Source organism: Janibacter sp. Soil728, from assembly GCF_001428305.1.
Classification (GTDB): Bacteria; Actinomycetota; Actinomycetes; order Actinomycetales; family Dermatophilaceae; genus Janibacter.
Genome location: NZ_LMRZ01000001.1, coordinates 401,879 through 416,369, shown reverse-complemented (window position 1 = coordinate 416,369; position 14,491 = coordinate 401,879). Strand labels below are relative to the sequence as shown.

The window sequence follows — 14,491 nt, the reverse complement described above, 5'->3', positions numbered from 1 at the left end:
GTTGCACCGACGATGACCGCCGACGCCGCCACCCAGACCGCCTGCCTCGTCGAGCTCGGGGTGCCCGCCCTCGCCGGGATCACCGACGCCGCCTTCGCCGACCTCGTCCCCGACGCCCCTGGGGGCGACGGCGTGCTGGTGGTCCACCCTTCGCTCGTGTCTGCGGCCGACCTCGCCCGCCTGCTGGCCCTCGGGGACACGCCCGGCTTCGTCGTCGAGGACCTGACGGACCTCGACGACTTCGTGCCGATCGAGGGCGAGGTCGTCCCGGACGCACCGCTCTACTGGGTCACCGGCCTCGAGCGCGGTGACGAGATGGCCAACTGGTCCCCGGACGAGGCACTGCCCGCGATCCGCGAGCGCGGCCGCCACCCGCTCACCGTGAGCGAGGGGATCAGCTGGCTGCTGCAGGAGCCGCAGTGGCTCGAGCGCAACCGGTGCTTCATGACGATCGCCTCGCGCAAGCCCAAGGCGAAGGGAGCGGGCCTGGACTCGCGGACCCCGGCCCTGTGGATCAGCAACGGCACCGGCCGTGACGGCGCGGCGCGCAAGGGTGCACCCAAGGTCGGGTGGTGCTGGGCGGGCAACCGGCACACGTGGCTCGGTTTCGCCTCGGCCGCGGCACGCGCAGCCAACGCTGGCTGAGGTGCGTAGGCCGTCCACGGCCGAAGCCTCGAAGCCACCGTGGCTTCGAGGCTCCTCGCTGGCGCTCGTCTCACCTCAGCCGGCGTTGGCGCAGTTTGCCGCGCCTGCGGCTCAGCCGGCGTTGGCCGCGTTGCTCACGATCGCGTCGTGCAGCCACTGGGCGGTGCCGGGCTCGATGTCCTCGTAGTGCGCGGTGAACCGCGGGTCCGAGAGGTACATCTGCGCCAGGCAGACCTGGAACTCGTGGTCGCAGTCGTAGAAGCGATCGATGCTCGCCCGGTGCCGCTCGGCCAGGGCAGCCGCGGCGTCGCCGTCGACCGGCGTCCCGGCACGGACCGCCGCCCCGAGGTCCGACTCGAAGCCCTCGGTCTCGGCCTTGACCTCCGCCCACTGTGCGGGCGTCATGTCCTTGGTGCGCTGCTGGGACTGCGCCCACTTGTCGGTGTCGCCCCAGCGCTCCTGCGCCTCGGCCTGGTAGTCCTCGTTGTAGCCGTCGCCGAAGAGCTCCTTGAGGTCTTCGGTCGTTGCGGGCTGGTCCTTCATCTCTGCCTCCAGTCGTCGATCGATCGCATCGACCAGGTCGGCCATCTCCGCCAACCTGGACCTGACCTCGTCGCGCTGCCGCCGCAGGTGGTCGATCACCTCGGCGCCCTCGGCAGCCAGCAGCTCGCCGATCTCCTCCAGCCGGAACCCCAGCCGTCGGTAGACGACGATCGTGCTCAGCCGCTCCAGGTCGCCTGCGGTGTAGAGCCGATAGCCCGCAGGGGTGCGCTCGCTCGGGTGCAGCAGCCCGACCTCGTCGTAGTGGTGCAGCGTCCGCACCGTCACGCCGAAGGTCTCGGCCACCTGTCCCACCGTGAGCGCCTCCATGAGGCCAGTCTGCGACAGCCGCGCGATCTTGGTCATGGCAAGAGCCTGCTGCCTCACGTCGCGTGAGGGTCAAGCCCGACGGCGGAAGGGGGGCGAGCCCCACCTCCGTCCGGGGTGTCCGGCCCATGGTCCTTGGCCGTCCCCGTCCATAGCGTCGATGACATGTCCTCCCCGGCCCTCGCGACCCTGTGGATCTTCCGCGTGCTGACCATCCCGCAGGCGATCCTCTTCGTCCTGCAGCCGATCTCGATCGGGTCCTTCCTCCAGGGCAGCTGGGCGGCCTTCGACCTGCACTCGATCGCCGGCGGGATCCTCGTCCTGCCGACCATGGCGACGGCAGCCGTCGGCCTGCTGCTCGCGGTCCTCACCCGCAGACCGTGGGTCGGGATCGGCAGCGTCGCCCTCGGCGTGCTCACGACCGCCCAGGTCGCGATCGGCCACGCCAGGCTGCTCGCCGTGCACATCCCGCTCGGGGTGCTGCTCGTGGCCCTCGCCGTGTGCCTGGCGATCTGGCCGTGGACGAAGGGAGCGACCCGGTGAGCCTGTCCCGTCGCCAGCTCTTCACCCTCTCCGGAGGCATCGTCTCCGGGGTCGGCCTCACCGCGTGCGGCCTGGCCCTGACCTCTCCCGGCGGCTCGACCGGGGCGCTGCTGCCGAGCAGGGTGCCGCTGCCCGCTCCCTTCGTCACGGAGCTTCCGCGGTTGACCCCCCTTCGTCCCGATCGGGACGGCAGGGCGCGGGTCACGGTGCGGCGCAAGGGGATCGAGATCCTTCCCGGTCGCACGACGGAGATCGCGGGGTACGACGGGCTCTTCCCCGGGCCGACGATCGAGGCGACGAAGGGGGATCCCCTCGCCCTGACGGTCCGCAACGAGCTCGACGTCCCGGTCGTCAACCACCTGCACGGTGGCGTGACCCGGCCCGAGCACGACGGCTACCCGACCGACCTCGTGCAGCCGGGCAGGGAGCGCGAGTACCGGTACCCGCTCGACCAGCGCGCGGCGACGCTCTGGTACCACGACCACGCGATGGACCGCACGGGGCCGAATGTCTACGCCGGCATGGCGGGAGCCGTCGTGCTGCGCGACCCTGCCGAGGTCGATCTCGGGCTGCCCCGCGGTGAGCGCGAGCTGACGCTCGTCCTCACCGACCGGTCCTTCGGCGAGGACGCAGAGCTCGTCTACCCGGTCGTCGACGGGGCGATCGACCACCGCTATCACGGCGGTCTGCTCGGCGACGTCATGCTCGTCAACGGCACTCCGTGGCCGCGTCTCGACGTCGACGCAGCGCGGTACCGGCTGCGGATCCTCAACGCCTGCAACGCTCGACGGCTCGAGCTGGCCCTCGACCCAGGGCAGGACATCGTCCAGGTCGGCACCGACCAGGGGTTGCTCACCAAACCCCACCACCGTTCGACGCTGACCCTCGCGCCGGCCGAGCGAGCGGATGTTGTCATCGACTTCTCCCAGTACGGCGTCGGTGAGCAGGTCACCCTCGTCAACCGGCTCGGCGACGGCGCGATGGCGCAGGTGATGCGCCTCGACGTCGCCCGGCGGGCCACGGACGACTCCCACGTGCCCGAGCGGCTGTCCACGATCGAGCGGATCGACCCATCGCTCGTGGTCACGACCCGAGACTTCCACCTCGCCCTCGGCCAGCCCATGCCCGGCGGACACGGTTCGCACTCCGGCAACGACCGGTCACTGCCCATGTGGTCGATCAACGGGCAGCCCTACCGTCCCGGGGAGGACCTCTTCGGCGCCGAGCTCGGCACCGTCGAGCGGTGGCGCTTCACCACCGACGTGCACCACCCGGTGCACGCCCACCTCGTGCACTTCCAGGTCGACCAGGACGGGGCGCCGGCGTGGAAGGACACCATCGACATCGGCCCGACCTCCCGCGCCGAGGTGCTCGTGCCGATCGAGGGATTCCGCGGGCGGTACGTCCTGCACTGCCACAACCTCGAGCACGAGGACCGAATGATGATGGCGGACTTCTCCGTCGGGTGATCTCGCAGCCCGCGCCGTCGATCAGAGCACGGGCGTGACGTCCGTGTGGCCGAAGTCCTCGCCCTTGTACAACAGCGACTCGCCCGTCGTCGTGGCGAGCGCGTACGCGAAGCAGTCCCCGAAGTTGAGCCCCGCGGCGTGACCTGACCCCTTGCCGTAGTCCCGGTAGGCGACCCGAGCGATCTCGACCTGCGCCTCGTCCACAGGGACCACCTGAAGCTGCAGGTCTCTCACGAGCCGGTCCAGACGGCGCGAGCTGCGCAACGGCTGTCGGGAGTCCAGGACGACTGACGTCTCGAGGAGCGTCCCGGCCGAGATCCGCGGGGTGTCCGTGTCGAGCAGCACGTCCAAGTACTGGCGGGCCTCGGGCTCCCCCTCGTGGATGCAGACGATCACGGAGGTGTCGACGATCATGTGGGCAGACCGCGATCGTCGTACAGCTCGTCCATGGCCCGACTCGTCAGGGCTCGCTCCTCATCCGTCGTCTCGGCCTCGATCTCGTCCATGAGCCGATGCAGCCGCCGCCGACGCGCCGCCTCTGCGTCGTTCGACCGCAGCGCGTCCAGCCGGCGTTGGAGTGCGTCCTCGATGGCGCCCGTCTGGGTGGCTCCGGTGCGACGGGCCAGCTCACGGGCGAGATCGTGCACGTGCTGGTTCTTGATGTTCAGACCCACGACGACCCCTTTCTACCCTGGTAAGAACAAGTCTACCCATCATCGAGGAGGGTGCGGTCCTGGGACCTCGACGACGTCCAGCCGGACAGGGAATGCTGGGGGCATGACACCGATGTCCACTCCCTTCGCCCGGCTGCGGCAGGCCGACTGCCACGTGGAGGACCTGCGCGATCTCCTCGCTGCCCAGCACGACCCGGTGCTCGCCTTCACCGACCGCGTCGATCAGCAGGTGCCGATCTACGACGCGGCCACCCTGCGTGAGGCGACCGCGACCGACGAGGGGTGCGCCGCGGTCGAGTCCGAGCTCGCTGCGGTCCTCGCCGACGGGCCGGGCATCTTCGTCCTGGCCGGCGCCCTCCCCCACCCCGTCCTCGACCGGGTGTCCGCGGCCTTCGAGGAGATCATCACGGCCGAGCGGGCCACGGGGGGCGAGGTCGGCGACCACTTCGCGGCCGGTGGCGTCAACGACCGCATCTGGAACGCGCTCGAAAAGCTGGCGGTCGCGCACCCGGAGGACTTCGTCGACTACTACGCGGATGACCTGGTCGCCCTGGCCGCACGGTCCTGGCTGGGCCCCGGGTACCAGGTGACCAGTCAGGTCAACGTCGTCAACCCCGGCGGCGTCGGGCAGACCGTGCACCGCGACTACCACCTCGGCTTCACCTCGCCCGAGGTCACCGAGCGCTACCCGCGGCACGTGCACGCGCTCTCGCCCGTGCTCACCCTGCAGGGTGCGATCGCCCACTGCGACATGCCGATCGAGACCGGGCCGACCCTCTACCTGCCCCACTCGCAGAAGTACTCCCACGGCTACCTCGCCTACTGGCTCCCGCAGTTCCAGGACTACTTCGCCGAGCACCACGTGCAGCTGCCGCTGGCGAAGGGGGATGCCGTCTTCTTCAACCCCGCTCTCTTCCACGCGGCCGGGTCCAACACGACGAGCGATGTGCGCCGGATGGCCAACCTGCTGCAGATCAGCTCCGCCTTCGGTCGGGCGATGGAGTCGGTCGACCGTGAGCAGGTGGTCACCGCGATCTACCCGACATTGCTGTCCCGCACGGCCGCCGGGCACGACGTGCGGCACGCGGTGGCCGCCAGCGCAGAGGGTTACGCCTTCCCGACCAACCTCGATCTGGACCAGCCCGTCGACGGGATGTCACCCCCTTCGCAGGCGGACGTCGTGCGCGAGGCCCTCGCCGAGGGCACCTCTCCCGATGTCCTCGCCGCCCGCCTGACCGCCCACTCCACCCGCCGCGCCACCCAGGAGATCTGATGCACGATCTGCTCACCGACAAGGTCGTCGTCATCGTCGGCGGCACCTCCGGGCTGGGTGCGGGCATCGCCCGCGCAGCCGTCCGCGAGGGTGCCTCCGTCGTCGTCACCGGCCGCCGCCTCGAGCCCGGCGAGGTCCTCGTCGACGAGCTGGGCGAGGCCGTCAGTGCCGTCATCGGTGATGTCTCCGACCCGGAGCAGGCGAAGGGGGTTGTGGCGCAGGCGATCGAGCGGCACGGCCGGGTCGACTGCCTCGTCAACTGCGCCGGCCTGACCGACCGCGGGTCGATCCTCGACACCACGCCCGAGCTCTTCGACCGGCAGATCGCGACCAACCTGCGCGGTCCCTTCTTCACCATGCAGGCGGCGATCTCGGACATGACCTCGCGCGGCGAGCCCGGCACGATCGTCAACATCTCGAGCATCAGCGCTCGGGGCGGGCAGCCCTACCTGGCGCCCTATGTCGCGGCCAAGGCGGGCCTGGCCGGGCTGACCAAGAATGTCGCCCACGCGCACCGCTTCGACCGCATCCGGGTCAACGCGCTCAACATCGGGTGGACACACACGTCGGGCGAGGACACGACCCAGCGACGCTGGCACGACGCCGGGGACGACTGGGTGGAGCAGGCGGGCGCGCGCCTGCCCATGGGCAAGCTCGGACAGGTGGACGAGATCGCGGACGCGGTCGTCTTCCTCCTGTCCGACCGCTCGGGGGTCGTCACCGGCTCCGTCATCGACTGGGACCAGCAGGTCATCGGAGGACAGGACTGAGATGCGCATCGGACTCATCGGACTCGGGCGCATCGGCGCCTTCCACGCCACCACCCTCGCGGGCCTCGAGCACGTCGAGGAGCTCGTCGTCACCGACCCCGTCGCGGCCGCCGTCGACGCGGTGACCGGCCGGATCGCCAAGGCCCGGGCCGTCGCCGACCCTGCCGTCCTGCTGGCCGACGGCCTCGACGGCGTCGTCATCGCGGCGGCCACCGACACACACGCCGACCTCATCCGGGCAGCCGTGGCGCAGGGGATCCCCACCCTGTGCGAGAAGCCCATCGCCGGGACCCTCGCCGACGCCCTGGCCGTCGAGGCAGCGGTCGCCGAGAGCGACGTGCCCGTGCAGATCGGCTACCCGCGGCGCTTCGACCCGGCCTTCGTCGCCGCACGCGACGCGGTGCGGTCGGGCACGCTCGGTCGGATCACGACGGTGCGCTCGACCACGCTGGACCCGGCTCCCCCGCCGGCCGCCTACCTCGCGGTGAGCGGCGGCGTCTTCCGCGACTGCTCGGTGCACGACTTCGACGCGGTGCGCTGGGTGACCGGCCAGGAGGTCGTCGAGGTCTACGCCACGGGAGCGGTCGACCCGGACGCCCCGCACGAGATGTACGCGGCGCACGGCGACCACTCCACGGTCTCGGCGCTGCTCACCCTCTCCGACGGCACGATCGGCGTCGTGTCCAACACCCGCACCAACGGCCGCGGCTACGACGTGCGGCTCGAGGTGCACGGGGTCAAGGACGCGGTGGCCGCAGGACTGGACGAGGGGCTCCCCCTTCGCTCCACACAGCCGGGGATCACCTGGCCGAGCGGGCCCGCCCACGAGTTCTTCATGGACCGCCTGACCGAGGCCTTCCGCACCGAGATGGGCGTCTTCACGCAGGTCGCGGCGGGCGAGGTCGACAACCCGTGCACCGTCGCCGACGCGATGGGCACGACGTGGACCGCCGAGGCGGCGACTCTCTCTGCCGCGGAGCACCGCCCGGTGACGATCGAGGAGGTGCGCGCTTCCGCCTCCGCCTCCCGCTGATTGGAGGTAAACGCGCGGGTGAATCGTCGGCGAGTCCACCTCCACCCGAGGGCTCTACGGGCGAGCTGCCGTCGAGGTGCGCACCCGCAGCGCAGGCGCGACGAGGTGCTCGCGGGCCGGCCGGTCCGGCTCGGCGATGCGATCGACGAGGAGGTCCGCGGTGAGCTCACCGACGGCCCGCGGCTGGATGTCGACGCTCGTCAGCCCGACCCACCGCATGCGCGCGATGCTGCTGTCGTCGAAGCCGACGAAGGAGACGTCCTCCGGCACCGAGAGGCTGGCGTCCCTCGCAGCGGCCATCGCCCCCGTGCAGACCAGGTCGTTGACGGTGAAGACCGCCGTGGGCGGGTCGGCGGCGAAGAGCGCTGCGCCGCAGGCAAACCCGTCGTCCTCGGTGATGTCGGCCTCGACCACGCGGATGTGCTCGCCCAGGCCCGCCGCCCGCATCGCCGCCTCGTAGCCCGCGCGCCGCTGGCGGAAGACCTCGGCGTCCGGCCCGGCGATGTGGGCGATCCGCTCGTGGCCCAGGCCGACGAGGTGCTCGACCGCCAGGCGGGCCCCCTCGGCATCGTCCTCGGCGACGACGTCGACGGTCGGCAGCGTGAGGTCGCGCATACCGGCGATGACGGCGGGCAGACGCTGGGCCGCCTCGCGGATCGTGTCCGTCACCGGCATCGTCCCGGCGAGCACCAGGCCGTCGACGCGCATGTCGACGAAGGCGTGGAGCAGCCGGTCGTCGAGCCCGCGGTCCAGACGTCCGTCGGCGACGAAGGCATGCAGGTCGTGCTCGGCCAGACGCTCACCCAGACCGGCGAGGAAGTCGACGAACCACGGCTGTCGCAGGTCGTTGACGAGCACCCCGATGGTCTTGGTGCGTCGGGCTCCGAGGCTCTGCGCGGCGGCATTGGGCCGGTACCCGAGCTCGACGATCGCCGCCTCGACCGCAGCCCGAGCCTCGGGGCTGACGCGCGAGGAGCCTTGCAGCACACGGGAGACCGACGACTTGGAGACCCCAGCGCGCTCGGCGACGGTGCGCAGGGTGACCGGGTGGTCGCTCCCGCGCGGACTCACGCGGTGGCCGCCTTGAGGATCGAGCGAAGGGGGACTCCCGGGTCCTCGAGCTGCGCCGGGTCGAGCGGCACCGCGGCGGCGATGAGCTTCTCCGCCACCCGGATGTCCTTGGCCACGCCCGCCCCCGGGCCGACGGCAGCCGCATGCACGAGCCGGTCCTGCGCGTCGAGGCCGAGGTGCAGCAGCACCCCGTCATCACGATGTCGCAGCACTGCCCGCTCGCCCGTGCCGGGCAGCCCTGCGACAGAGAGCATCTGGTCGTACTGGTCGGACCAGAACCACGGGACGGCCACGTGCGCCTCGGTCTGACCGAGCATCGACGCGGCGGCGGTCTCGGCCTGGTCGTGGGCATTGCGCCAGGACTCCAGCCGCACCCGGCCGCCGGAGCGGGCGTCGGGGAAGGACGCGCAGTCCCCAGCGGCGAAGACCCTCGGATCGGAGGTGCGCAGCGCCTCGTCGACGACGATCCCGTCATCGACGAGCAGGCCGGCCGCCTCGGCGAGCGCGGTCGTGGGGGTGGCGCCGATCCCGGCGACGACCGCGTCGACGAGCAGCTCGTCACCGTCGGAGAGCACCGCCCGGACCCGGTCGCCCTCGCGTCGCAGCCCGGTCACCGTCGTCGCCACACGAAGGGGGACCCCGTGCGCCTCGTGCAGGGCGACGACCTGGGCCGCCACCTCCTCGGGCACGATCCGCCCCAGCGCCCGCGACCCGGCCTCGACGACCGTGACGTCCATGCCGCGCTCACGCGCCCCGGCGGCGATCTCGAGCCCGATGAACCCGGCCCCGACGACGAGGAGATGCCCATCGGGGTGCAGCAGCGCGCGCAGCGCCTCCGCGTCCTCGTGGGTGCGCAGGTAGGTGACCTCGTCGAGCTGGAGGCGACGTGGGTCGGAGCCGAGGGCGAGCAGCAGGCGGTCCCAGGGGATCTCCTCTTCGCCGCCGGCGTCAGCGGTCGTGGTGACGGTGCCGGCCTCTAGGTCGATGCCCATCACCTCCACACCCAGCCGCAGGTCGATGTGCGCCTGCGCGAGCTGCTCCGGCGTCCACGGGTGGACGAGAGCCATCTCGTCGACGGCCAGTGCTCCCTTCGACAGGGGTGGTCGCTCGTAGGCGTGCACGGACTCCCGGCCGATGAGGGTGATCTCGCCGTCAAATCCCTTGTCCCGCAGCGCCATCGCTGCGTGCGTGCCGCACTCACCGGCGCCGACGACGACGATCCGCCGCACGTCTGAGGAGAGGTCAGCCGAGGTCGACATGGACCTCCCCGTCCTCGACCTTGACCGGGTGGGTGCGCAGGTCCACGGTCACGGGCGCGCCCATGGCCTTGCCGTCGGTGATGCGGAACCGTCCGTTGTGCTTCGGACACTCGATGATGCCGTCCATGACGAGACCTTCGCACAGCAGCATCCGCTCGTGCGTGCAGTGCCCCTCGCTGGCGTAGAAGCTGCCGTCCTCGGCGCGGTAGACGGCGATGTCGCGTCCGTCGATGCTGACACCGATGACGTCCTCCTCCTCGACGTCGTCGACCTCGCAGACCCTGGTCCAGCTCATGGGCACCCCTCTCAGGCCGCAGTCGCGGCGGTCGTGGTCGTCGTCGCAGTGGTCGGCGGCAGGAGTCCGTCGACGGGGCCGTGGAAGGGAGCAGCGGTGGCGGGCAGCTCCCTGCGCACGAAGTACGAGGGGTCGCGCAGCTGCCGCAGGACCGCGGGGATGATCTCGCGGTAGGCGGCGATCAGACCCGGGTAGGGCTCAGGGGTGTCGTGGCGCATCTGCTCGTGCAGCTCGGGCAGCCGGTGGTAGGGGACCATCGGGTACATGTGGTGCTCGATGTGGAAGTTCATGTTCCAGTAGAGGAATCGGTTGATCGGACCCAGGATCACGGTGCGGGTGTTGAGCCGGTGGTCGATGACGTTCTCCCCCATCCCGGAGTGCTGGGTCAGGCCGTAGACGACGTGCATGAAGCAGCCGTAGACGCGCGGTCCGCCGACGAGCACGAGGGGTAGCCACGAGGTCGTGACGAGGGCGAGCGCGATGACGACGGCGTGGACGACCAGCCAGATCCGCGCCACGCGGAACGCTGCCGCGTGCTCCTGCTCGGGGACGTAGTCACGCTCGTCGCGGGAGAGCCGGCCGACCGACAGCCGCAGCATCGTCAGGATCGCCTGGGGGACGTCGACGAGCCCGACGAGGTTGAGCAGGATCCGACCCAGGCGCGCGGGGCGCATCGCGACGATCTCCGGGTCACGGCCGACGACGAGCGTGTCGCTGTGGTGCCGGGCGTGCGAGTACCGCCAGGTGACCGGGTTGCGCATCATGAAGAAGCACGCGAGCTGGTGGACCGCCTGGTCCATCCACCGGGTGCGGAAGGCCGTGCCGTGCCCCGCCTCGTGCCACCGCGAGTCGCCGGCGGATCCGTAGAGCACCCCGTAGACGAGGGCGAAGGGGGCCACCCACCACGATCCCCACAGCCCGATGATCGCGGCGCCGCTGAGCAGGATCAGGCCGAGCCAGATGATCGTGTCGCGGATGGCGGGGGCGTCGGAGCGGCGCATCAGCTCCTTCATCCGCTTGCGCGGGATGTCGGTGCGGTACCAGTCGGCGGTGCTCAGACCGTGGGCCACCGCGAAGTCGGTGGCCTCGCCCTCGAGGGAGTACCAGGCGAGGCGGTCACGGGTCGTCATCTCGGCTCCTTCGCCGTCGGTGTGGGACCGGTCCCACAAGTGTGGCGCGGCGGAGGAGGCGGCGTCAATCCCCCTTCGCCTCTCGCCCGCCCACCCCCGCGCTCGGTGGAGGTATACGCGCGGACGAAAGACCGGCGAGTCAGCCTCCACCCGCGCGGCGGGGGTGGGCGGGCCTGCCGGGTGGAGGCGGGCTCGCCGACGAAACACCCGCGCGTTTACCTCCACCCGCGCGGCGGGGATGGGTGCGGCGGGGCGACCTCGACCCGGCCGAGCTCCTGGGTGCAGCGGGTCAGGGCGACATAGAGGCCGCCCAGACCCCGCGGCTCGGCGGCGACGCCGGCCGGGTCGACCAGCAGCGTGGCGTCCCACTCCAGACCCTTGGCCTGGGTCGCGCTCATGACGGTGGCCCCCGCACCGAGCGCGGCTCCCAGCGCCTCGACCCGCTCGACCGGCGCGATGACGCCGACCGACCCTCCGGCCCAGCGCTCGACGAGCCCCGCGTGCTCGCGGCGCACCAGGTCGGCGAGCTCGTCCGGGGTGGCGGTGAGGATCCAGGGCTCGATCCCGCTGCTGCGCACCGCCTGGGGCGGCTGGTTGGTGCTGCCGGCCGCTTCGAGGACCGGGCCCGTGAGCTCCATGACCTCGCGGGGCGTGCGGTAGCAGATCGTCAGGTCCGACTGCCTCCACCGATCGGTGAGGACCTCGCCGACCGCCCCCTCCCACGTACTGTGGTCATGCGGAGCCTCGGTCTGGTCGATGTCACCGACCGCGGTGATCGAGTACGCCGGGCAGCGACGGGCCACCATCTGCCACTCCATCGCCGACAGCTCCTGCGCCTCGTCGACGACGACATGGCCGTAGACCCAGTCGCGTTGTGCTGCAGCGCGGTCCGCGAGGAACTCGCCCTGCTGCCGGCGGCTCCCCTCCTCACCGAGGAGATCGGCCATCGCGTCGAGCAGGGCGACGTCGCTGGGCGCCGGGGTGGCCGGCTCGGCGGCCACGAGGTCACGCTCCTCGTCGGTCAGGTCGGGTGCGAGCTCGGCGAGCGCGGACCGGTCCGCCAGCAGGGCCCGCAGCTCCGCGGCCGGATCCCGGTCCGGCCACCACTGCCGCACGTGGTCCGCGAGACCCGGGTCGGCCTCGATCCGGGCGCGCAGCTCCTCGACCTCGACCTCGCTGAGCTCACCGTCCACGGCTCCGCCCGACGCCTGGGTCTGCACGCCGCGGTCGTCGCTCCTGGCCAGGCCGGCGTCGACCGTGGCGAGGATGTCCTCCAGACCCTCCTCGGTCGCCTCCAGCAGCTCGACGACGCGTTCGGCCACGAGATCGGTGAGGACGTCGACGAGGTGCTCGACGAAGATCCGCCGCGCCGGGTGGTACCCGCGGCCGGACAACGCATTGCGCTGCAGCCGCTCCACGGTCGCCCGCGGGACGGTGTATCCCTCGCCGTCCCACTGCACTGTCAGGTCCGAAGGGGGTGGCACCAGCCCCGCCACCCGCCGGGTGAGCGCCTCCTGCCAGAGGGCACGACCCTTGATCTCGGCGAGGCGACGCTCCTCCCAACGCTTCGGCCGGACTCCCGGGACGAGGGTCTCGCAGGTCGCGGAGACGACGGCGGTCTCGCCGAGGGCGGGCAGGACCTGACCGATGTAGTCGAGGAAGCGCTGCGACGGGCCGAGGACGAGCACGCCGGCCCGGGCCAGCTGTGGGTGGGCAAAGAGGAGATACGCCACGCGGTGCAGCGCGACGACGGTCTTGCCGGTGCCCGGCCCGCCCTGCACGACGAGGGCGCCGCGAGCATCGGCGCGCACGATGTCGTCCTGCTCCCGCTGCAGGGTCGCGACCGCGGTCCCCATGCGGCCGGTGCGGCGCTCGTCGAGCGCGGCGAGCAGCGCACCCTCGCCCACGAGCTCCCCGTCGGTCGACCCGTCGAGCGCCTCGTCGTCCACCCCGACGACCAGCGGGCCATCCGTCCGGATGTGTCGACGGCGCGACATCCCTTGCGGCGCAACAGCAGTCGCGGTGTAGAAGGCGCGAGAGGCATTCGCGCGCCAGTCGACGACGAGCGGGTCCGCGTCGTCACCCAGCGCCGGCACACCGACCCGACCGATGCGCAGCACGCTGCCGTCCTGCCCGTCGAGCCGCCCGAAGACCAGCCCCTGCTCCGCCTGCTCCAGCTCGGCCCGGCGCGCCCGTGTCGCCGTCAGTGCCGTCGCGGCGACCGAGTCCTGCGTGGCGCTGCGCTCCAGCCGCTGCGCCAGCTCGGCCATCAGGCTCGTGCGGCGCTCGTGCGCCGTGTCCAGTGCTTCCTGCTCCTCCCGGAGCGCGTCGTGAGCGGTCGTCTGGTCGGTGTGGCGTGCGGCCAAGGCTCTCCCCGTCGTCTGGTGCGGCTTGGTCCAACGCGCACCCTGCCGGATCCGTTCCCACGGGTCGGGACGGGGCCTCCCTTCGCCCCCCTCGGGCTGCGAGACTGGAGGCAGACACCGACGTCACCCAGGAGGACCCCGTGAGCAGCATCCCGCCCGAGGACATCGAGACCCAGGGCCACGCCGGCCTGCTCATCGGATCGCTGTGGAGCCCGCCCGCTGACCCGACGTGGGTGGCGGTCATCGCCCACGGCTACGGCGAGCACATCGGGCGCTACCAGTGGGTGGCCGACCGACTCACCTCCGACGGTGCCGTCGTCTACGCCCACGACCACATCGGCCACGGCCGCAGCGAGGGCGAGCGGGCTCTGATCGAGGACTTCGAGCCGGTGGTCGACGACCTGCACCTGCTCGTGCAGCGCGCCCACGATGACCACCCCGACCTGCCGCTGGTGCTCATCGGCCACTCGATGGGCGGGATGATCGCGGCGCGCTACACCCAGCGCCACCCCGACCTGCTCAGCGCGACCGTGCTCTCCGGGCCGGTGATCGGCTCCTGGGCCGCCACCGCCCTCGCCGACCTCGACGAGATCCCGCCGACCCCGATCGACATCTCGACCCTCAGCCGGGAGCCCGATGTCGGCCGCGCCTACGAGGAGGACGAGCTCGTCTGGCACGGGGACTTCAAGCGCGCGACGCTCAAGGCGCTGCGCTCGACGATCGAGGCGATCAACGTCGGCGGCCACCTGCGCGTCCCGACGATCTGGCTGCACGGCGAGGACGACCAGCTCGTGCCCATCGATCCCAGCCGCGAGGGCTGGGCCCACATCCGGCCCGCAGACGGTGTCGCCAAGAGCTACCCCGACGCGCGGCACGAGATCTTCAACGAGACCAACCGCGAAGAGGTCCTCGACGACGTGCTCGGCTTCGTGCACGCGCAGATCGACGCCTGAGCCGCCGGGCTGGGCAGCGCGCAGGACGAAGGGAGTCGGCTGCGCACATCAAGCCGAAGTCGGGCAGGACAAGGCGGCCCGGAGGGAGACGAAGGACTTCGGCGGGCGCAGCCGACTCCCTTCGTCCGGAGCCTCGACCGTCG

General features: G+C 71.7%; 15 protein-coding genes. 7 read left to right on the top strand and 8 right to left on the bottom strand.

Going from position 1 to position 14,491, the window contains the following annotated elements; translation table 11 throughout:
- Positions 1-12: 12 nt before the first annotated feature.
- Positions 13-645 (top strand): DUF5701 family protein, encoded by a 633-nt coding sequence (locus ASG73_RS01975; RefSeq protein WP_055990003.1) that lies wholly within the window; start codon positions 13-15, stop codon positions 643-645.
- 111 nt (positions 646-756) lie between these two features.
- On the opposite strand, the gene ASG73_RS01970 is transcribed toward ASG73_RS01975, so the two are convergent.
- A complete protein-coding gene (locus ASG73_RS01970; RefSeq protein ID WP_055989999.1) occupies positions 757-1,551 on the bottom strand; it encodes a MerR family transcriptional regulator in 795 nt (264 codons plus the stop codon).
- A gap of 126 nt (positions 1,552-1,677) precedes the next feature.
- On the opposite strand from ASG73_RS01970, the gene ASG73_RS01965 reads away from it, so the two are divergent.
- On the top strand, positions 1,678-2,055 hold the full coding sequence (locus ASG73_RS01965) for a hypothetical protein (protein ID WP_055989996.1): 378 nt from the start codon (positions 1,678-1,680) through the stop codon (positions 2,053-2,055).
- A complete protein-coding gene (locus tag ASG73_RS01960; protein WP_055991316.1) occupies positions 2,052-3,524 on the top strand; it encodes a multicopper oxidase family protein in 1,473 nt (490 codons plus the stop codon). The genes ASG73_RS01965 and ASG73_RS01960 overlap by 4 nt, the downstream gene beginning before the upstream one ends.
- A 21-nt stretch (positions 3,525-3,545) precedes the next feature.
- Here the strand turns inward: ASG73_RS01960 and ASG73_RS01955 are convergent, their stop codons facing one another.
- Together ASG73_RS01955 and ASG73_RS01950 are read right to left on the bottom strand one after the other, a co-directional pair.
- Entirely contained in the window at positions 3,546-3,938 is a 393-nt protein-coding gene (locus ASG73_RS01955; RefSeq protein WP_055989993.1) for a type II toxin-antitoxin system VapC family toxin, read from the bottom strand.
- Positions 3,935-4,198: a type II toxin-antitoxin system VapB family antitoxin gene (locus ASG73_RS01950; protein ID WP_055989990.1), complete on the bottom strand. Its 264-nt coding sequence runs from the start codon at positions 4,196-4,198 to the stop codon at positions 3,935-3,937. Before ASG73_RS01950 ends, ASG73_RS01955 begins: the two co-directional genes overlap by 4 nt.
- A gap of 103 nt (positions 4,199-4,301) precedes the next feature.
- Here ASG73_RS01950 and ASG73_RS01945 point away from each other — a divergent pair, with 103 nt between their 5' ends.
- The 3 genes from ASG73_RS01945 to ASG73_RS01935 are packed head-to-tail and all read left to right on the top strand — an operon-like array spanning position 4,302 to position 7,274.
- Entirely contained in the window at positions 4,302-5,471 is a 1,170-nt protein-coding gene (locus ASG73_RS01945) for a phytanoyl-CoA dioxygenase family protein (protein ID WP_055989988.1), read from the top strand.
- The gene (locus ASG73_RS01940; RefSeq protein ID WP_055989985.1) at positions 5,471-6,241 is read left to right on the top strand and encodes an SDR family oxidoreductase; all 771 of its coding nucleotides are present in this window, start codon (positions 5,471-5,473) and stop codon (positions 6,239-6,241) included. The genes ASG73_RS01945 and ASG73_RS01940 overlap by 1 nt, the downstream gene beginning before the upstream one ends.
- A 1-nt stretch (position 6,242) precedes the next feature.
- Complete coding sequence (locus ASG73_RS01935; RefSeq protein ID WP_055989982.1) at positions 6,243-7,274, top strand: Gfo/Idh/MocA family protein; 1,032 nt, start codon at positions 6,243-6,245, stop codon at positions 7,272-7,274.
- A gap of 54 nt (positions 7,275-7,328) precedes the next feature.
- On the opposite strand, the gene ASG73_RS01930 is transcribed toward ASG73_RS01935, so the two are convergent.
- The 5 genes from ASG73_RS01930 to ASG73_RS01910 form a co-directional block, all read right to left on the bottom strand.
- Positions 7,329-8,345 (bottom strand): LacI family DNA-binding transcriptional regulator, encoded by a 1,017-nt coding sequence (locus ASG73_RS01930; protein ID WP_055989979.1) that lies wholly within the window; start codon positions 8,343-8,345, stop codon positions 7,329-7,331.
- Positions 8,342-9,604 carry an NAD(P)/FAD-dependent oxidoreductase gene (locus ASG73_RS01925; RefSeq protein ID WP_055989976.1) on the bottom strand — a complete coding sequence of 421 codons (1,263 nt, stop codon included), beginning with the start codon at positions 9,602-9,604 and terminating at the stop codon, positions 8,342-8,344. The genes ASG73_RS01930 and ASG73_RS01925 overlap by 4 nt, the downstream gene beginning before the upstream one ends.
- Positions 9,588-9,899: a non-heme iron oxygenase ferredoxin subunit gene (locus ASG73_RS01920; RefSeq protein ID WP_055989972.1), complete on the bottom strand. Its 312-nt coding sequence runs from the start codon at positions 9,897-9,899 to the stop codon at positions 9,588-9,590. Before ASG73_RS01920 ends, ASG73_RS01925 begins: the two co-directional genes overlap by 17 nt.
- An 11-nt stretch (positions 9,900-9,910) precedes the next feature.
- The gene (locus ASG73_RS01915; protein ID WP_082566927.1) at positions 9,911-11,029 is read right to left on the bottom strand and encodes a fatty acid desaturase family protein; all 1,119 of its coding nucleotides are present in this window, start codon (positions 11,027-11,029) and stop codon (positions 9,911-9,913) included.
- 215 nt (positions 11,030-11,244) lie between these two features.
- Complete coding sequence (locus ASG73_RS01910) at positions 11,245-13,395, bottom strand: HelD family protein (RefSeq protein WP_055989969.1); 2,151 nt, start codon at positions 13,393-13,395, stop codon at positions 11,245-11,247.
- A 140-nt stretch (positions 13,396-13,535) separates the two neighbouring features.
- On the opposite strand from ASG73_RS01910, the gene ASG73_RS01905 reads away from it, so the two are divergent.
- Positions 13,536-14,348 (top strand): alpha/beta hydrolase, encoded by an 813-nt coding sequence (locus ASG73_RS01905; RefSeq protein ID WP_082566926.1) that lies wholly within the window; start codon positions 13,536-13,538, stop codon positions 14,346-14,348.
- The last annotated feature ends 143 nt before the right edge of the window (positions 14,349-14,491 follow it).